This window comes from Candidatus Thermoplasmatota archaeon, from assembly GCA_018814355.1.
In the GTDB taxonomy this organism is placed as follows: Archaea; Thermoplasmatota; Thermoplasmata; order UBA10834; family UBA10834; genus COMBO-56-21.
In genome coordinates, this window is record JAHIZT010000080.1 from 1 (window position 1) to 18353 (window position 18353).

An 18353-nucleotide genomic window follows, 5' to 3' on the forward strand; every position below is an offset into this window, starting at 1 on the left:
CCGATCTATTACCATGACTGCCTTTTCCATTCAAAGACCTCCTTTGCACTCATTGTCGAACTTCACGTTGTAGTCCTTCGGGTGATGCTTTCATTCGTTACTGCGGTTGCCGTAATCCATCCACGGTTTTATCTGTTTCGTTGACCGGTTGACGGTCGGACGCACAACCGCTTCTCTTTTTGTTGTGTTTTCGTTCGTCCCGAGACGATATTGGACATCCCTGATCACTTGCCAAGGAGACTCTGGACCTCCTTGCCCTTCTCGATCTCGGTGACCTTGACCTTGAACGGCGCCTTTTTCTTCAGCGCCTCCCTCGCGAACCTCTGGCAGTTCGGGTACGTGCAGGGGGAGCATTTCTCGTCCTTGCAAGACAGTTCGATCAGCACGAGCCTCTCCCTTGTGTCATGGGGCTTTGCAATAGGCTTCTTGATCTCGAACATCTTCGTCATGCGGGTCTCGAACGGCATCTTCTTGGGTACAGTCCTGACGAACCGCTGGCAGCTCGGGTACGTGCACGGAGAGCACTTCCGGTCCCTGCATGATAATTCGACCAGGAGGTATCTTTCCTCACCTTTTGGCGCTTTATGTTCTTGTGCTTTCATTTCTCTCATCCTTCCCTTTCTTCATTCGAGCGCGTCTGCGATGACCACGCTCAGGTCCTTGACTGGAATGTCGATCTGTTCCTTGGGCACCTGGGTCTTGAACTCCAGGGTGCAGTTCAGGTGTATGAGGCACTTGTAACAGCCCGTCACGAGGCATTCGGCGCCTGTCTTCTTGGCCTCCCTAAGCTTGTCGATCTGCAACTTCCTGGATGTCTCGTCGCAGGTCGCCCATGCACTCACGCCGCAACATAGGGCCTTGTCCCTCGTGTTCTCCATCTCGACTACTTGAGCATCCGCGCCCTTGAGGGCGTTCCTCGGCGGGTCGTATATGCCGAGGTGCCTTCCCAGCCTGCACGAATCCTGGAAAGTGACCTTCTTGGCGCCCTTCTTGAACTTGAGTTTCCCCTCCTGGATGAGGTCGTAGACTAACTCGGATATGTGAACGATCTCGAAGTCGAAGTCGCCCATCAGGTCCTGGTAGTCCATGTTGAAGGTCCGCATGCACTCGGGGCACGAGAACACGACCTTCTTGGCCCCGGACGCCTTGATCAGCTCTACGTTCTTCTTCATCAGCTTCTGGAGATTCGCCTCGTCCCCCGTCCAGTTCAGGTCATGCCCGCAGCATACCTCGTTGTTGCTGACGACCGGGACGATTCCGCCCCTGTTCATGATCTTCACCGCCGCTCGCGGTATCGCTGACAAGTTGAGGTTCTTCCGCTCTTTGAATATCGAATCGTAATATGACACGCAGCCAGTGAAGTAGAAGATATCTCCCTTCTCGGCAATCTTGAGTTCGGGTATCATCCAGTCCAGCCTGTTCTGCTTCAGGTTGCTGACGGCCTGGATCCTCATGACGGACTGCATCAGTCCGCCCTGGGAGCACACCGGCACGTTGTTGAACTCGACCGCTTCGTTCCTCATGCCTCTTATGAAGCCGGAGTAGTCGACCTTGTACGGACACATCGAGTTGCACTGCTCGCATGTGACGCAGGTCCAGACGTCCTTGTTGGTCTGGACGTTCTCCACGAGCCCCTCGCTCGCCTTGAGGACGACGGTCCTGGGAGCGAAGTCGGGGTTGTACTTTGCAACCGGGCACACGGTGGTGCACTTCCCGCACTCCACGCAGTCGAACGCGCCAGTGTCCTCGATGATCTGGTTCATCTTCTCCTTCAGATTCCCTGGGTTGCCCTTCTTCTTGGGGGACGCCTTGGGGAGCGGGTTCGGACCGAGCTTCCTGATCTGCTCCGTGAACTCCTTCATGGTGCTGGCGAACTTCTGCCCCTCGGAGGCGGATATCCACTCGAGCCTCATCCGGTCCCTGCCGAGCCCTAGTTTGTCGAGGACCTCGGCCGTCATCGCCATCCTCTTCTCGGCCTCCTCGTTCCCGGAGATGTAGTGGCAGTCGCCTATGTGGCAGCCGGCCACGAGGACGCCGTCGGCCCCGAGCTCCAGGGCCTTGAATATGAAGTACGGTTCGACCCTTCCCGAGCACATGACCCTGATGATCCTGGCGTTCGGCGGATACTGCATCCTAGACACCCCCGCCAGGTCCGCGCCAGCGTACGAGCACCAGTTGCAGCAGAAGGCGACGATGCTCGGTTCGAACTTCGCGTCCGTCATGTCCCCGCCTCCTCCTTCTCAAGGTCCTTCTTGAGGCACGCCTCGATCATGGTCAGTATCTGCTCGGTCTTGAAATGCTTCGGGCTGATTGCTCTCGCACAGCATTCGACCGCGCACGAGCCACACCCTTTGCAAAGCGCTTCGTTGATCCTTGACTTGAAGATTCCCGGGGAGACCTCGACGATGCTGGGCGCGCCGTACTCGCAGATCTCCTCGCACCGGCCGCACGTGATGCACTTGTCCTCATCGACGACGCTCACGACGCCATCGGCCTCGATGAACTCCTTGGACAGGACGGTGTTGACCCTCGCCGCTGCTGCCAGCGCCTGCGATATGCTCTCGCCTATCAGCCTGGGAGAGTGCGCGAGCCCGCACAGGAATATCCCGTCCGTCGCGAAGTCAACGGGCCTGAGCTTCATGTGTGCCTCCAGGAAGTACCCTTCCTTGTTCAGGGGCACCTTGAGCAGCTTCGCCAGGTCCTTGTTGTCCGGGTTCGGGTGCGTCGCCGCGTTCAGGACCAGGTAGTCGGCGACTATCTTGACGCCCTGCTCTATGAACTGCTCCGTCACCTCGACCTCCAGCTGGTCGCCCTTCGCGGTGACCTTCGGGGGCGACTCGGGATCGTACCTCAGGAATGTGACGCCCAGCCGTGCGGCCTCGTTGTAGTGCTCCTCCCTGAACCCGTAGGTCCTGATGTCCCTGTAGAGGATGTACACGCTGGTGTCCGGGTGATCCTGCTTGATCTTGATCGCGTTCGCCATGGCCGTTGAGCAGCATAGACGGGAACAGTTCGGGTGCTCCTCGTTCCTCGAACCGATGCACTGGATGATGACGACGCTCTTCGCCTTCAGCTTCCCGTGGGCAAGCATCGTCCCCAGCTCGGTCTGCTTGATGACCCTCTTGTGTTTGCCGTGGAGGTACTCCGTCGGCTCGTACTCAATGGCCCCGCTGGCGACGACTATCGCGCCGTGCTTGATCTTCTCGCCGCTCTTGAGTGTGGATTCGAAGTTGCCGATGTATCCCTTGAGCTCGGCTACGTTGTCGTTGAGATGGATTTTGACGTTCTCGTTCTCCTGGATCTCCTTCTTCAGGCGCTTGAGCAGGTCCTGCGGATCGATCCCGGACAGCGTTTGGTAGATGCTCCTCAGATGGCCCCCCAGCTCCTTGTCCTTATCGACCAGGTGGACCTCGTATCCCGCATTGGCGATCTCCAGTGCCGCCGCCATGCCGCTGAGCCCTCCGCCTATGACCAGCGCGGACGGGGTCACGGGTATCTTCGGCTGCGGGAGCGGCTCCAGCATCGCCGCTTTCGCCACCGACATGCGGACCAGGTCCTTGGCCTTCTGCGTGGCCTTCTCCGGCTCCAGCCTGTGCACCCACGAGCATTGGTCCCTGATGTTGGCCATCTCGAACAGGTACTTGTTCAGGCCGGCCTCCCTGCAGGTGTTCTGGAACAGCGGCTCGTGCGTTCTCGGGGTGCAGCTCGCGACCACGACCCTGTTCAGGTCGTGCTTCTCGATCATCTCCTTGATCTTCTTCTGCGTGTCGCCCGAGCACGTGTACAGGTTCCTCTCGGTGTAGACCACGTTCGGCAGCTTTGATGCGTACTCTAGGACCTCCGGCACGTTCACCACGGAGCCGATGTTGATCCCGCAGTGGCACACGAACACGCCGATCCGTGGTTCCTTCTTCGACACGTCCTTCTCCGCTGGATACTCCTTCTTCTTGACGAGCGTTCCCCGCTCCTTGGACAGCATCGCCGCGACCTTTCCGGCGGCGCCGCTGGCCTGCGCGATCGAGTCCGGGATGTCCTTCGGGCCAGAGAATGCCCCGCAAACGAAAATCCCTGGCACCGAAGTCTCCACGGGAGCTAGATCGTCTGTCTCGCAGAATCCGAACTTGTTGAGCTGGATGCCGATCGTCTTTGCCATGTCCGCAGCGGACGCGGGCGGCCCCGCGCCTGCCGCGAGGACCACGAGATCGAACTCCTCGTCCTCCAGCTCGGCCCCCGCGTGATATGTGACTATGAGGTTGTTCGTCTTCGGGTCCTCCGTCACCTTCGGGACCCGGTTGTTCCTGGCGATCCTGACGCCGTACTCGTTCTCGGCCCTCATCAGGTACTCCTCGAACTCTTTTCCGAAGGCCCTGGTGTCCATGAAGAATATCGCGGTCTTCAGCCCGGGCACATGCTCTTGGCCTATGACCGCCTGCTTGATCGCCGCCATGCAGCAGTAGGATGAGCAGTAGGTGTTGCCGGTCTGCGCGTCCCTCGAGCCGACGCACTGTATGAACGCGATCCTCCTGGGCACATCGCCGTCCGAGGGCCTGATTATGTGGCCCTCAGTTGGACCAGAGGCGCTGAGCATCCTCTCGAACTCGATGTTCGTGAGAACGTTCGGGAACACGCCGAGCCCGTACTCGACCTTCTTCGTGGCGTCGAACACGCTGAACCCCGGGCTGAGGATGATCGACCCCACCTCGATCACCTCCTCCTTGTCCGGCTCCATCGAGTACTGGATGGCCTTCGCTTCGCAGAACTTCTCGCACTCGCCGCAACCGATGCACAGCCCGCGAGAGATGGTGTACACGAGGGGCACAGCCTGGGGGAAGGGCACGTAGATGGCCCTCGCAGGCGCCATGTCCCTGTCGAATGCGTTGACGCCCTCGATCGGACAGTGCTCGGCGCAGACACCGCAACCTGTGCACTTGTCCTCGAGTACGTATCTGGAATGCTTAGTAATCGTGACCTTGAAGTCGCCCGCCTTTCCCTCGACCTTCTTGAGCTCGGCGTGCGTCAGCATCGTGATGTTCTCGTGCCTGCCAGTCGCGACGAGCTTCGGAGAGACGATGCACATGGCGCAGTCGTTGGTCGGGAAGGTCTTGTCCAGTTGGGCCATGGTGCCGCCTATGCTTGGCTCCGATTCGAGTATGTAGACCTTGTATCCGGAGTCGGCCAGGTCCAGCGCGGCCTGCATGCCCGCAGGCCCTCCGCCGATGACGAGCGCGGCTCCAACGGTCCTGTCATCACTCATCCTGCACCGCCTCCTTGGAGATGGGACCGAGCTTTTCCAGCTCCGCGACCATCTTCTTGATAGTCTCAGCGAACTTCCCGCCCTCCGAGCCTGCGATCCACTCCAGCTTGAACCTCTGGGGTTCTATGCCCGCCTCATCCAGAAAATTGTTCAGGAAGTTCCCACGCATGGCTGCCTTGTCGTTTCCGTTGATATAGTGGCAGTCCGCTGGGTGGCAGCCGGCGACTATGACCCCGTCAGCGCCAAGGGCGTAGGCCTTCAGGACGAAGGACGGGTCCACCCTGCCGGAACACATGACCCTGATGATTCTGACGTTGGGCGGATACTGCAGCCTCGTAGTGCCCGCAAGGTCTGCTCCCGCGTACGAGCACCAGTTGCAGCAGAACGCAACGATCTTCGGCTCGTACGCCGATTCGTGCTCTTCTCTCTGCGCCCCCGACTCCATGATTAGGCCCCCCTGACTTTCCTGAGGAACGAGTGAGCGGATACGTGGTGAGTGTCGAAGCCCAGCGAGATCGGGTCAATGCCCATCGCAAGCGCTTGGAACTGGGACACGTGCATGACTGGGATGCCATCCTTCGAGAACGATTTCTGGGCGTTGTCGAACTGCAGCAGGCAGAACGGGCAGCCCGTGACGATGCAATCGGCTCCTGCGGCCGCTATGTTCCTGCACTTGTCCTCCGTCAGCGAGTTGGCAAGCTCGACGACGTGGGATCTCACTCCCCCGCCGGCGCCGCAGCAATCCAGCCTGTCTTCGTAATCGACGCTTGTTGCGCCGCACGCCTCCACAATCTTGTCAATCATCACGGGGTCGTTCGGGTCGTCGAAGGCCGCATGCTCCGTCGGCCTAAGGTAATGGCAGCCATAGTGGACAGCCGCCCTGATGTTCTTGAGCTGGTGATTCGCCTTCTTCGAGATCTCGTCCAATCCGACATCCTTGGCCATAACCTCGACGTAGTGCCGGACCTTGACCGGCTCGAAGATCTTCCTCTTGGTCTCCGATTTCTGCGGTATGCCTGTGTACTTCTTCCCGATCTGCGAGAGGACCCTGTTGACCTTGCCCAGGTTCTTGGGCTCCTTGAGGTATTCCGTCGCCTTGAGCAGGGATGCGAGACAGCCGTTGCAGATCGTGAGTATCTGCCTCCGCTCGTTCTGGGCGAGCACCAGGTTCCTAGCGGCCAGGAGTAGCCATGTGTCCTTGTCAGTCGAGTAGAAGATGCCTGGCACGGGGCAACATGAGAAATCCTTCTGGTCCTTGACATCCAGGTTGAAGCCCTCCTTCCCGGTCACCCATCTGACTGCGCACTCGATGCCCGGGTACCTGTTAGGTATGACGCATCCGAAGAAGTAGACGAATCCGTTGGAGTTGGTCAAACCCTCACCTCATCTTGGATGCCAATGAGCTTGTCGTACTTCGACGCGTGCACGAGCACCTGTATCTCCTTGATGATCGCTTGGTACTCAGGGTCGTGTGAGTGGATCGGATTGAGCCCGAGCTCTTTTCTGATTTTGTCGATCTCGGGGTCTGGCTTGACGCTCTGGCCGTACTTCACCAGGTTCGTCACGGCAGTCTTGACGAACGGTGGGATTATGCCCTCTCTGACTGCGATGTGCCTCAGGGCGATCATTATATCGGCCGGGTTCAGGTCCGCCGGACAGTGCTCGTAGCACCTGTAGCAGGTCGCGCAGACCCATCTTGTGCCGAGCGTGTACTTCTTGAGCCCGAACTGGCAGCACTTGATGATGTTCCTTGTCTTGTAGTCGATCTTGAGGCTGATCGGGCAGACGCCGGTACAGTTGCCGCATTGGAGGCATGTCATCACGTCCTTGCCGCCGTATTTCTGTATCAGGGCCGGGAAGTCGGGCTCGAGCTGGCTCTCGTCGATGATCTTGTCCTCCACCAGCTCCTCGTGGAGACCTCCTATGAAGACCTTCTCGACCTCCTTCTCCGGGTCCTTCATGGTGTCACCTCCGCCTCTGCCTTCTTCTTGACAGCGTGCTTCCTGGTTGTCTCCGTCAACGCCGCCTGGATCTCTGAGTAGATCTGATCATCAGTGAACTGCATCGGCGCGATGGCCTTCTGGGGGCACGATGCAGCGCAGGTGCCGCAGCCATGGCAGAGCGCCTCGATCACGTGCGCCTTCATGCCGCCCTTGACTCCCGGGACCAGCTCGGGGGCACTGTACGGGCACAACTCCAGGCACAGGCCGCAGCCCTGGCACAGGTCCTCGTTCACGATTGCGGTCAAGGGTTCTATGCTGACCTTCTTTGCGAACATGGGCGCGGCAGCGGAGGAGGCCGCAGCCTTCGCCTGGGCCACGCTATCCGGTATGTCCTTCGGGCTCTGGGCGCACCCGGCCAGATAGATCCCGTCCATGGCCGTGTCAACGGGTCTCAGCTTCGGGTGGGCCTCCATAAAGAACCCGTCCGGACTCTGTGTGAGGCTCAGGATCTTCCCGATTCTCTTGCTCCCCTCGGAAGGTATGAGCCCGGTCGACAGCACGACGAGGTCGAACACCCTCTCCGTGATCTTGTTGAGAAGGGTTTCCTCGGCGCGGATCTTGATGTTCTTGGTCTCCGGGTCCTGGGTGAGCTTGGCAGGCCTCCCCCTGATGAACTCGACGTCGTAGTCTTCTCTAATCCTGTGGTAGAGCTCCTCGAAACCCTTGCCGAACGCCCTGATATCATTGTAATATACAGCGATGTGCGTCTCAGGCTCGTGCTCCATTACTATTTGCGCGTTCTTGATCGCGTACATGCAGCAGACTCTGGAGCAGTAATTGTTCCCGATCTTCTTGTTCCTCGAGCCGACGCATTGGATGAACGCGATCCTCTTGGGCACATTGCCGTCTGAAGGCCTGATCAGGTGACCCGCGGTCGGCCCAGAGGCGTTCAACAGCCTCTCGAGCTCGAGGCCTGTGATGACGTTGTCATACTCCCAGTACTTGTAGACGCCCTTCTTCATGGGCACATAGGTGTCGAAGCCAGTGGCGACGATGATAGTTCCCACTTTCAGCGTCAGGAGATCGTCCTTCATGTCATGGTCAATGGCCTTGTTCGAGCACGCCTTGACGCAGAGCAGGCACTTGCCCGACTTGAAGTGCAGGCAGTGTTCCTTGTCGATGGTGTACTTCAGAGGCACGGCCTGCGGGAACGGGACATAGACTGCCTTCCGCTGGCCAAACCCGAGGTCGAACTCGTTGTCCACTTTGACGGGACAGGCATCCGAGCAAAGGCCGCATCCGACACATTTGTCCTCAACGACGAACCTGGCCTTGCGTCGGACCTTGACCTCGAAATTGCCGATGTAGCCCTTGACCTCCTCGACATCGGAATATGAGAGTAGTGTGATGTTGGGGTTCCTCGCCAGCTCGACCATCTTGGGCGCGAGGATGCAGATCGCGCAGTCGCCCGTCGGGAACGTCTTGTCCAGCTGGGCCATCTTGCCGCCGATGCTTGGCTGCGTCTCGACCAGGTAGACCCTGAAGCCCATGTTCCCGAGGTCGATGGCGGCCTGGATGCCCGCAACGCCTCCTCCGATCACGAGCGAAACCGGCTCGACGGGGACCTCTCTGGCCTCGAGCGGCTGGAGCCTAGCGGCCTTTGAAACGCCCATCCGGATAAGGTCGGAGGCCTTCTCGGTGGCCTTCTCCTTCTCGTGTGAATGGACCCATGAGCATTGTTCCCGGATGTTGACCATCTGTAGAAGGCACTGGTTCAGGCCGGCCTGCTGGATGCACTTCCTGAAGGTCGGTTCGTGGAGTCTGGGAGAACATGATGCCACGACCACGCGCTGGACGCCGTTCTCTCTGATGGCCTTGATGATCTCCTCCTGGCCGAGATCGGAGCAGGTGTACTTGTTCTCCCTCGCCACGACCACGCCGGGTAGCTTCTCCGCGTCCTCCCGGACCTTGCCGCAGTCCACGACTCCAGCAATGTTGCTGCCGCAATGGCAGACGAAAACACCAATCCTTGGCCCGGTGGTGCTGCCGGATTCTTTCGTAGGAGCGCTTGTTCCAACATCCTTGTCCTGCGGTGCGGGTGCGGTCATGTCCCACCTCCCTCGATTCAGGCTAGACGGTTCTCGACCGGCTCGAGTGACCCCGCGAAAGGTCGCCAATCTTGGCTATCTGGCGCATCCACTCGGTCCCATTGATGGTCTGACGTTTTTGGATAATAAGACGGCTATTAATATAGGTTTCGAGTCCACTTTTCGAAATGCGAGGCCTTCACAGCGATAATCGTTCGAATGCGAAGGAAACATGACTTTTGGGAAACAGATTTTCAGCACGAGACTCGAAGTTCGTCATATTCGGTTCTTCGCAAAGCGTCGTTTCGCAGGGGCCCAGAAACGAAACGCGGTCATAACAACGTTATCGAGATTCACCTCATTCGATCTCCCGATTTTCGAGAACTTCCGGAATCGGCGGTATTCTTCCAAACGTAAAAGGGAGATTCGGCTACCGGTCTCGATTCTCTCATTTCTGAGCCGGGCCATTTGGCTGAGATTTCTTGGCGTATCTGTATGAGATGTGGCAGTTTCCTTCCCTGGAGACCATGCATGGACCGATCGGCGTGCTTGGAGTGCACTTCTTCGCAAATAGAGGACATTCCTCGCTCGTGAGAATACCTCGGAGCATCTCGCCGCACCTGCATCCCTTCGCCTCGCTGTACTCTCGTTGCCGTATCGGTTCCAGCAGATCCTCGAATCTCCTTCCAGCATCGTGTCTCTCGAGCTTCTTTCTGATGGCGAGGCCGCTCTCCTTGATCACCGGGAATCCTCTCCAGGGAACGTCTACGGGCTCGAACGCATCCTTCATCGCCTTGATTGCCGTGGGATTGCCGTCCGTGTGGACAACCCGCGTGTACTCGTTCTGGACCTCCGCCCGGCCTTCTTTCGCCTGGACTGCCAGCATGTAGACTCCCATCAGAAGGTCGATGGGTTCGAAGCCGGCGACTACTTGCGGGATCCCGTACTTCTTCGAAAGGAATTCATACGGCCTGGTCCCGATGATCGTGCTCACGTGACCGGGCTGGATCATGCCGTCAAGCTTGATCTCGCCCATTTCAGCGATCGCCTCCAGGGCAGGAGGGACGGTCCTGTGGCAGCTTAGGACCGAGAAGTTGACCGGGGGATCCGACAGAAGTGCGGAGGCGGTTGTCGGAGCGGTCGTCTCGAAACCGATGCCCATGAAGACGACCTCTTTCTGGACTTTCCTTGCAAGGACCACGGCGTCGTCGACGCCAAAGACGACTCTGACATCGGCTCCCTCCGCTTTCGCATCGTTAAGACAGCCCCTCGTTCCTGGGACCTTCATCACGTCGCCGAAAACCGCAACTGTCAGGCCCGTTCTGGCCAAAGCCAGGATCTCCTCGATCTCTCCCGGCGGCGTCACGCAGACTGGGCATCCGGGTCCTTGGCGTATGTCGATCCCTACGCGTTTGAACTCGCTGTCGAGGCCGAATCTGACGAGTGTATCCTGGTGCGTGCCGCACACGTGCATCAGGGTGAGCTTGAGGTTCATGTCCTCGAGCTTCTTGATGATCTTACGGGACATTTCCTTGTCCCTCAGCTTATACGTCCGGCACCACCATCCTGATGTTCCTTATCAGGCACTCCCTGCCCTCCGTGATCTTGGCGCCGCCCTTGCATTTCGGGCATTCCAGGATCGGGACTACCCTGTGCGTAGAGTCACCTGACAGAGATATGGAACCCTCGTAGCCGCAGGAACACACGATCTTCCCCCTGATGTTGCCGACCATCAGTCTGGCGCCATCCAGGATCGTGCCCTTGGACAGTACCTCGAACGCGAACTTCATCTGTTCTTCGCCGAGCATCGTGTACTCACCTATCTCCAGGTCCACTTGCTCGATCTTCTTCGCGTTTCGCTTCTTCGCCTCGGACAGGATGCTGTCGACTATCTGAGTCATGACCGAGAACTCGTGCATCCTCTACGCTCCGGACGACTCATGGTCCAACATTTCCCTGAAGATCTCGAGGGTCTTCTCCGCCTCTTGCCTGTCCATGACCTGAATCGCGTAGCCGGCGTGGACTATGACGAAATCGCCGATCTTTGCTTCCACTAGTGATATGTTCGCGGTCCTGGAGACACCTCCGTAGTCAACGGTGGCCGTGTGACCTTCTATGGATTTCACTTCTGCCGGAACGGCTAGGCACATCGGGTATCGAGTATACGGGGTCCTTTATTAAGTCTTACCCGACAAGGGAGCCAGCTATCGCGTTCTGGCCCGTGGAAATGCCACCATCGCCGTTGGAGATCCGCTCATGGCCGATGAACTCCAGTCCCCTTCTTTCGATAGCCTCTTTGACCCAGGCGGTGATGGGCCCACTGTAGGAAACCCCGCCTGTGACCCCCACCTGCTTGAGGCCGTTGGATTCCGCGTGCCCGCAGGCCCTGTCCGCAACCCCAGTCACCAGAGTCCTGACAAACGAGGCGGCAGCGTCTGCCCGAGAGCGATCGGTTTCTATTCTCATTTCTAGGAGCTGCCGGAACATAGGAAGCGTCCTCGCGACTTCAACGTTCCCGCTCCTTCCGAATTCCAGGTCGAACTTTTCATTTGATTTTCCGGTCTCCAGCCACTTCTCCAGCTTGATAGCGGGCTCACCCTCGTATGTCCGTTTGCAGCAGATTCCGAGTATGCACGAAACCGAGTCAAGAACACGCCCCATGCTGGAAGCCGTGACGCTCTTGTCGAGCATCCTTGAGTAGACCTCTATGTCCTTCTCCTCCGCCATCGTCGGCTCGATTCCGAGCTTGAGCTGGATAGCTGTCACGACCCGCTTCGGGTCGATCACTGCTCTGTCGCCACCCAGGAGCGGTATTCCTTCGAGCGTTCCCAGACGCTTGTACTCGGAGAAGTCGGCCAACAGGGTCTCACCTCCCCATGAAGAGCCATCATCCCCGTAGCCCGTGCCGTCCCATGTGAGGCAGACCAACGGACCTTCGATCTTCCGGTCGATCTTCAGCGCAGCCGCGTGCGCGTGATAGTGCTGAGTCTCTATCAGTTGGGCGCCGTACTCCCTCGCCAGTCTCTTCGCCACGATCCTTGTGGAGTATCTGGGATGTCTGTCCAGCCCAATCGCCTCGAACCACTTCATCCCCAGTAGATCGCTCAGATGGTGGATCGCATCGTCCAGGTACTGCAGAGTGGGATACTGCTGGGACTCGCCGACATACTGCGTGAGGAATATCTCGCCGTTCCTCGAGACGGAACCTGTGACATCCCACTGCGCTCCTACGCCAATGACTGGATGCTTGTGGTTCGCCTCTACCGGAACGGGAACGAATCCCCGCGACTTCCTCGTGAAGTTGGTCCTCTCAGAATTGATCTTCACGACGGAGTCGTCGCAGCGATGGATGATCCTTCTGTTGTGCATGAGATAGCAGTCGAGGCCGAGCTCGAAGGCCTTCTCGTTCTCCACTGCCATCGGCTCGCCTGGTGGGTTGGCAGAAGTCATGATGACGCCATCAGCTTCGAGGTGATGGAACATCAGAAGATGGGCGCCTGAGTACGGCAGCATCACTCCCAAGTTCCCTAGCCCAGGCGAGATTCTCTCGAGCTTGTTCTTCGCACTCTCCCTCTTGTGTAGCAGGACTATGGGCCTCTGCGGGGAGGTCAGCAGGTTCTCCTCGGCCTCGGTCACGAGAACGTACTTCTTCGCGGTCTCGAGGTCACGCATCATTACCGCGTACGGTTTGTCCCCTCTCCTGTAGATCTTCCTCAATCTGGCGGCGTTGTCGAAGGTGCATATTATGTGCATCCCGCCCCAGCCTTTGAGAAGACCGACTGCCCCCTCATTGATCCTCTTCGCGAACTCCCGGAACGGGTCCCTCCCCACCTCTTTCCTATTACTATCATATAGTGTGTATGTCGGCCCGCATTCGGGGCACGAGATTGTCTGTGCATGGAACCTGCGTTCGTCCGGCGACGCATATTCCTTGGTGCAGTCCGGGCACATCGGGAAGTCCGACATGCTGGTCCTAGGACGGTCGAACGGCAGGTCGGCGATGACCGTGAATCTAGCGCCGCACTCCGTGCAGTTCGTGAACGGGAACAGGTATCTTCTGTCGCCCGATCTCCTGAAATCGACCACGCAGTTCATGCATATCGCTGTGTCAGTCGGGATAAGGGACACGCGCGCACCGTCGTGGCTCTTGACTATCGAGAACTCCTCCAGCTTCTCGTCGACCTCCTCGAACTCCGCGCGGTCGATCCTGGCGAGCGCGGGTAACGCATTCCTTAGCTCCTTGAGGAACTTCTCCGCGTCCCTGTCTATATGTATTTCAACGTTGGAGCCATTGTTGAGGACATATCCTCTCAGGTTCATGGCCTTCGCGACCCTGTAGACCGTGGGCCTGAACCCGACACCTTGTACGACTCCGTAGACAGTGATCTTCATGGTCGTCCTCTAGAACCCGAGCGCCCTGACCAGTTCGTCCATGCCTTTCCCATGGCGCGCGTCCATCATGATTATCGTTGCGCCCGGGTTGGTCCTTCGGGCATCCCTCTCAAGGATCTTCGGGTCGACTTCCATCGCCTGGGCGAGGTCGACCTTGTTTATTACGATGACATCTGAGAACGCGAATATGGCAGGGTGTTTTCGGACCATATCGTCACCTTCGGTGACGCTTATCACCACAACTCGCTTGTGTGATCCGAGTGGGAAATCAACTGGGCAGACGAGGTTCCCAACGTTCTCAATGAACAGGAAATCGATCTTGTCGAGAGGCATATCCTCGAGAGCGTGGTCGACGAGGTGGGCGTCCAGATGGCACTCCTTCCCGGTGTTGATGTTGGCTGCTGGTACGCCGTGCGAGACGAACCTGTTGTAGTCGTCGTCCCCGGAGACGTCTCCAGCGATGGCCGCGGGTCTCTTGCCCTTGGCCTTCAGGATGTCCATCAGTTTCTCGATGATCAGAGTCTTCCCGGAACCTATCGCCCCCAGGAAGTCAAAGGCCACGATACCGTGCGACTCGAGGTGCGCCCTGTTCTCGTCCGCTATCCGCCTGTTCTCGGACAGGATGTCCTTCTCGAGGTCCACGGTCACGACTTTGTGCATGCTTGCGGGAAACGGGCCTACCGGAATAACCTTTTCGCCTCGAACCCAGGTCATGCGCTCTTGCCGTAGTAGTCCTTCACAGTCTTACGCGTCAGCAACCAGGGCGCGGTGACATCGATCCTCAACAGGCGCGCGAGACCGAACGACCTCGGCTTCTCCGAGTTCGGTGGCGTCGTCAAGGGGCTGAAGGCCGTCAAGGGCGAGACCGAGCAGAAGGAAAAGAAGATCCAGCAAAACCCATGATGTCCTCCACGTAATCCCTTCGGCGGCTCCAAGCTCATCGCCCTAGATGACTTCGCCGAAGGGATTCAACCATTCCTTTTCATCGACATTTGCCGCAGTACATTCTCAGCGCCTAGCAGCTCGTTCATCCGCACCTCCCCTCAAGCTAGTTCTATAACGTCAGAGAAACAGGTAATATAGCAGTACTGAGATTTGGGGGTATTCGGTTCGAGTCAGTATCGAATCGGGGAGCCGTCGAAGTTACGGCTCATAGAGGGGGAGAAACAGGTTATGAACGATACGAGAAGTGAGCGGAGCGTGCGGGGTCGGAACGCCCTGCTTACAGTATTTGTCGTGGGCGTGATGGTCGCGACGGCGTTCGCGGTCACGGCCCAAGTCATGCACCGGTCAAGGGCGGAGATGCTGTCCGATGTGCCGTTGCAGTGGCAAAAGTATGTGAATGGAGCTATCCAGAACGGTGAGATTCCAAGTGGCGCGTCATCGGCCGCGGTCAGGGACTGGCTGGTGAACAGCATCGCGGGAATGAGCGACAAGGTCAAGAGCAGCTATGTGAACCCCTTGAACGCCAAGAAGGTGGCCGAGAGGGAGGCTGCAGGTGGCACCCCGGCCGAACCGCCAGCCTTGACGGGAGTCGGCAAGATCCTAGTGGTCTTGGTCGAATTCGCAGGTTCGGACACAGACAAGGGCGTGACCTACACTGGACCGTTGCACAACACGATCCCGCAGCCGACTGCGGATAACAATGTCGACTACTGGAGGTCTGACTTCACACCCAGTCACTACAGAGAACTCCTCTTCGGCAAGAAGACGGGGTCTCTCGCCAACTACATGAAGGAGCAGTCGGGCGGACAGTACACTGTTGACGGGTTCGTGACCGACTGGGTCCAGATCAAGGACCACTCGCAGTGGTACTACGGAGCCGACAGCCGCACGGGCGGTGCCGGGTCCGACGACCTGAACGGTCCAGTATGGCGCATGGCCATCGACGCTGCGAAGGCCGCCTACGACCAGTACGGTATGTCCATCCCGTGGTACGACTTCGACACTAACAATGACGGTTGGATCGACAGCCTCATGGTCATCCGCGCCGGACAGGAGCAGGAGCCCGGCCCGTCGTGGTACATCTGGGGCCACAGCTGGTTCGCCAACTGGCCCGCAGGGTACGAGATCGTCCCGGGCCTCAAGGTAGGGTCATACACCTGTGAGGCTGAGGACGGCACGCTCGGACTATTCGCACACGAGTACGCACACCAGCTCGGCCTGCCGGACGAGTACGACACCACCTACATCGGGGAGAGCTCGACTGGGTTCTGGACGCTTATGTCCTCAGGAATGTGGAACCCGGGCCCGACCCCAGATGGAAGGATGGCGCTCGGCGTCCTGCCGGCACACATGAATGTCTGGAGCAAGTATGTACTCGGCTGGGAGAACGGCGCGACTGCCTACTTCGACTACTCGAGCGGAGCACCGGTCTCTGGGACAGTGAGCCTCTCCCAGGTTGAGGGGAAGATCGGGACAAGAGCTGTCAAGGTGGAGCTGCCCAAGAAATCGGTCACTCTGCCATTGCCTAGTCCGCATACTGGCAGCTATCAGCTGTACTCCGGCTTCAAGCCCGATGTCACCGATGTCATGGGAGGCACTTGGTCGTCCTATATGATGACCGCGACGATCCCTACCGTGCCCGTGGGCGCCAAGCTCACGTTCTACGAATGGTGGGACATCGAGGCCTACTACGACTGGGGCAGCGTCGAGGTGTCAACGGACGGTGGCATGACCTGGACCTCATTGCCAGGCAAGTACACCACTACCGCAAACCCGATTGGGAGCAACCCGGGCAACGGCATAACGGGCACCACGAAAAAGGTTGTCCTTGAAGAGATGGACATGTCTGCCTATGCGGGGGCGACGAACCTGCTCCTGAGGTACACGTTGAGCCAGGACGGCGGGGTCTACGGACTCGGCTGGACGGTGGACGATGTGACCGTGGCGGGCTCTGACGGAACGATCGCGTTCCAGGACATGGTTGACGCGAGCTCTGCGTCCAAGTGGGTCATTACCGCGACGGACGACATGGGCTCTGGCTGGTCCGTTGCGAGCGCGGGAGCCGGCGGCTCGTTCCGACACTACTACATCATGGAGTGGAGGAACTTCGTCGGGTACGACTCTGCGCTGTACAACAGCTACCAGTTCGTCGGCCTGTACGTCAAGTTCTGGTCCCACACGCCTGGTCTGATGATATGGTACCGTGACATGTCAATGGGTGACAACGATGTCGGACTGCACCCCGGCCATGTCGCGATCGGTGCGGTCGATGCCCACCCGGAACCATTGTACAGAGCGGACAGGCACTTCGTGCGGGAGCGCATTCAGCTGATGGACGCGGCGTTCGGGCTCAGGCTAACGATCGGGAACACGATCACGCTGATCGGCGTTCCGACCACGTTCCCGTCACTGCCCGCTCAGCCAACCTTCGACGACAAGAACACCTTCTACTACTCGCAGTTCTACAAGGGAACCTTCGAGTTCATCGGCATGAAGCTGCCGACATATGGTGTGAAGGCGACCGTCCTCAGCGAGAAGGCGGGACTGACTGGAGCTACCATATCCATCAACGCTGCTCCATAAGCGAGAGCGAGTGCTGGACAAACCCTTTCCCAATCATCTTTTCTTTTCTCATGACCCGACTATGTCCTCGAGACCGATCCTAGATCCTCGACCCGATGAGGAATATCTGCGGGAGGGCGCCTACGAAGGCGGTCACGAAGATGAGGACCACGGCAAGCACGAAATGCATCGTGATGAAGGACAGAAGAATGCTGAAAGCTAGGATGACAAGTATGGTTATCCACACGAAGGTGAAGGCCATGGCGCGCCTTCCAGGGGTCCCACCTATCCAGGGGAAGTCGTTGAGGAAGTCGTCCTTTCCCGGTCCTCTCCGCATGTGGTCAAGCTCGTGCTCGCTCGGCGGGCGGGACCGGAGCCATGCGCCGCATCTGTCGCAAGTGTTGCTCCTGTTGTTGAACCTGACTCTGCGGCCACAGCTAGGACATCTCATGGTCTTCGCTCAGGGAGAGAATAGGTCGCAGGCGGCTAAGTTACTGTTGCTTCGCGAGAATCAGTTTCAGGACCTTACATCAAGAACATAGACTAGGTCCTGTCCTCCAGGGTCGTACAATTCATCTAGTCTCGCTGCAACCCTGAATCCGATCTTCTCGTAAAGCTTCCTCGCACTAGCCCTTTCCGCCTGGGTCGTCAGGACGATTTTCCTCACCTTGATCCCATGGTCATCGAAGTAGGTCCGCACGTCGTCAATCGATCTTCTGAGGAGCTTCTCAGCGAGGCCCATCCTCCGGGACTTCTCTTCCACCCATACGTTCTCTATCCACCCCAAACCGCTGTACCGTTCACCCTCGATCCTCCAGGCGCATGCTCCTTGGATTCTGCCGTCGATTTCGGCAACGACTATGTGATGATAGTCGAAGTAGCAGTTGATGAACCAACGGGATTCCTCCTCCGAGGTCTTCAGGTCCTGGTTTCGGAACATCTCGATGAGACTTTCCAAATCATCTTTGGAGGCACTGCGGATGTCGACTGTCAAGCGTCTGCAGATATTCGAACCGCCGATTAATAGTAATCGAGAGATTGCCGCCCTTTTGCCTCGCTTCTATCACCGACCGGGGATTATAGCGACCAGATCAGCCATTTCGATGACTGCGGAGTCAAGAACATACGCTATGGATGAACGTGCCTGGCACCGCTGACCAATGGATGGAG

At 58.3% G+C, this 18353-nt stretch carries 15 protein-coding genes; 1 reads left to right on the forward strand and 14 read right to left on the reverse strand.

What is annotated here, in order from left to right; genetic code table 11:
• Window positions 1-224 precede the first annotated feature (224 nt).
• The 12 genes from KJ653_05750 to hypB form a co-directional block, all read right to left on the reverse strand.
• The gene (locus KJ653_05750; protein MBU0685334.1) at window positions 225-602 is read right to left on the reverse strand and encodes a hypothetical protein; all 378 of its coding nucleotides are present in this window, start codon (window positions 600-602) and stop codon (window positions 225-227) included.
• Between the two features lie 21 nt (window positions 603-623).
• A complete protein-coding gene (locus KJ653_05755; protein ID MBU0685335.1) occupies window positions 624-2222 on the reverse strand; it encodes a hydrogenase iron-sulfur subunit in 1599 nt (532 codons plus the stop codon).
• Window positions 2219-5254 carry a CoB--CoM heterodisulfide reductase iron-sulfur subunit A family protein gene (locus KJ653_05760; GenBank protein ID MBU0685336.1) on the reverse strand — a complete coding sequence of 1012 codons (3036 nt, stop codon included), beginning with the start codon at window positions 5252-5254 and terminating at the stop codon, window positions 2219-2221. The genes KJ653_05755 and KJ653_05760 overlap by 4 nt, the downstream gene beginning before the upstream one ends.
• On the reverse strand, window positions 5247-5699 hold the full coding sequence (locus KJ653_05765; GenBank protein MBU0685337.1) for a hydrogenase iron-sulfur subunit: 453 nt from the start codon (window positions 5697-5699) through the stop codon (window positions 5247-5249). The genes KJ653_05760 and KJ653_05765 overlap by 8 nt, the downstream gene beginning before the upstream one ends.
• A gap of 2 nt (window positions 5700-5701) precedes the next feature.
• Entirely contained in the window at window positions 5702-6628 is a 927-nt protein-coding gene (locus KJ653_05770; GenBank protein MBU0685338.1) for a CoB--CoM heterodisulfide reductase subunit B, read from the reverse strand.
• Window positions 6625-7215, reverse strand: a complete 591-nt coding sequence (locus tag KJ653_05775) for a hypothetical protein (protein ID MBU0685339.1) — start codon at window positions 7213-7215, stop codon at window positions 6625-6627. Before KJ653_05775 ends, KJ653_05770 begins: the two co-directional genes overlap by 4 nt.
• A complete protein-coding gene (locus tag KJ653_05780; protein MBU0685340.1) occupies window positions 7212-9305 on the reverse strand; it encodes a CoB--CoM heterodisulfide reductase iron-sulfur subunit A family protein in 2094 nt (697 codons plus the stop codon). Before KJ653_05780 ends, KJ653_05775 begins: the two co-directional genes overlap by 4 nt.
• A gap of 427 nt (window positions 9306-9732) precedes the next feature.
• Complete coding sequence (gene hypD, locus KJ653_05785) at window positions 9733-10812, reverse strand: hydrogenase formation protein HypD (protein ID MBU0685341.1); 1080 nt, start codon at window positions 10810-10812, stop codon at window positions 9733-9735.
• A 16-nt stretch (window positions 10813-10828) separates the two neighbouring features.
• Window positions 10829-11203, reverse strand: coding sequence for a hydrogenase maturation nickel metallochaperone HypA (gene hypA / locus KJ653_05790; GenBank protein MBU0685342.1), 375 nt, complete (start codon window positions 11201-11203; stop codon window positions 10829-10831).
• A 3-nt stretch (window positions 11204-11206) separates the two neighbouring features.
• Window positions 11207-11434 (reverse strand): HypC/HybG/HupF family hydrogenase formation chaperone, encoded by a 228-nt coding sequence (locus KJ653_05795; GenBank protein ID MBU0685343.1) that lies wholly within the window; start codon window positions 11432-11434, stop codon window positions 11207-11209.
• Between the two features lie 34 nt (window positions 11435-11468).
• On the reverse strand, window positions 11469-13676 hold the full coding sequence (gene hypF, locus KJ653_05800) for a carbamoyltransferase HypF (protein MBU0685344.1): 2208 nt from the start codon (window positions 13674-13676) through the stop codon (window positions 11469-11471).
• 9 nt (window positions 13677-13685) lie between these two features.
• Window positions 13686-14336 carry a hydrogenase nickel incorporation protein HypB gene (gene hypB, locus KJ653_05805; protein ID MBU0685345.1) on the reverse strand — a complete coding sequence of 217 codons (651 nt, stop codon included), beginning with the start codon at window positions 14334-14336 and terminating at the stop codon, window positions 13686-13688.
• Window positions 14337-14849: 513 nt separating this feature from the next.
• Here hypB and KJ653_05810 point away from each other — a divergent pair.
• On the forward strand, window positions 14850-17204 hold the full coding sequence (locus KJ653_05810; GenBank protein MBU0685346.1) for an immune inhibitor A: 2355 nt from the start codon (window positions 14850-14852) through the stop codon (window positions 17202-17204).
• Between the two features lie 79 nt (window positions 17205-17283).
• On the opposite strand, the gene KJ653_05815 is transcribed toward KJ653_05810, so the two are convergent.
• Window positions 17284-17634 carry a hypothetical protein gene (locus KJ653_05815; GenBank protein ID MBU0685347.1) on the reverse strand — a complete coding sequence of 117 codons (351 nt, stop codon included), beginning with the start codon at window positions 17632-17634 and terminating at the stop codon, window positions 17284-17286.
• Window positions 17635-17700: 66 nt separating this feature from the next.
• Complete coding sequence (locus KJ653_05820; GenBank protein ID MBU0685348.1) at window positions 17701-18123, reverse strand: GNAT family N-acetyltransferase; 423 nt, start codon at window positions 18121-18123, stop codon at window positions 17701-17703.
• Window positions 18124-18353: the final 230 nt, after the last annotated feature.

Bases quoted from the DNA above. Each gene is read 5' to 3' on its own strand.
- hypF (MBU0685344.1), bottom strand. From the start codon at position 13,676: ATGAAGATCACTGTCTACGGAGTCGTACAAGGTGTCGGGTTCAGGCCC.
- KJ653_05760 (MBU0685336.1), bottom strand. From the start codon at position 5,254: ATGAGTGATGACAGGACCGTTGGAGCCGCGCTCGTCATCGGCGGAGGG.
- KJ653_05780 (MBU0685340.1), bottom strand. From the start codon at position 9,305: ATGACCGCACCCGCACCGCAGGACAAGGATGTTGGAACAAGCGCTCCT.
- KJ653_05750 (MBU0685334.1), bottom strand. From the start codon at position 602: ATGAAAGCACAAGAACATAAAGCGCCAAAAGGTGAGGAAAGATACCTC.
- KJ653_05765 (MBU0685337.1), bottom strand. From the start codon at position 5,699: ATGGAGTCGGGGGCGCAGAGAGAAGAGCACGAATCGGCGTACGAGCCG.
- KJ653_05815 (MBU0685347.1), bottom strand. From the start codon at position 17,634: ATGAGATGTCCTAGCTGTGGCCGCAGAGTCAGGTTCAACAACAGGAGC.
- hypA (MBU0685342.1), bottom strand. From the start codon at position 11,203: ATGCACGAGTTCTCGGTCATGACTCAGATAGTCGACAGCATCCTGTCC.
- KJ653_05810 (MBU0685346.1), top strand. From the start codon at position 14,850: ATGAACGATACGAGAAGTGAGCGGAGCGTGCGGGGTCGGAACGCCCTG.
- KJ653_05775 (MBU0685339.1), bottom strand. From the start codon at position 7,215: ATGAAGGACCCGGAGAAGGAGGTCGAGAAGGTCTTCATAGGAGGTCTC.
- KJ653_05820 (MBU0685348.1), bottom strand. From the start codon at position 18,123: ATGTTCCGAAACCAGGACCTGAAGACCTCGGAGGAGGAATCCCGTTGG.
- KJ653_05755 (MBU0685335.1), bottom strand. From the start codon at position 2,222: ATGACGGACGCGAAGTTCGAACCGAGCATCGTCGCCTTCTGCTGCAAC.
- hypB (MBU0685345.1), bottom strand. From the start codon at position 14,336: ATGCACAAAGTCGTGACCGTGGACCTCGAGAAGGACATCCTGTCCGAG.
- KJ653_05795 (MBU0685343.1), bottom strand. From the start codon at position 11,434: ATGTGCCTAGCCGTTCCGGCAGAAGTGAAATCCATAGAAGGTCACACG.
- hypD (MBU0685341.1), bottom strand. From the start codon at position 10,812: ATGTCCCGTAAGATCATCAAGAAGCTCGAGGACATGAACCTCAAGCTC.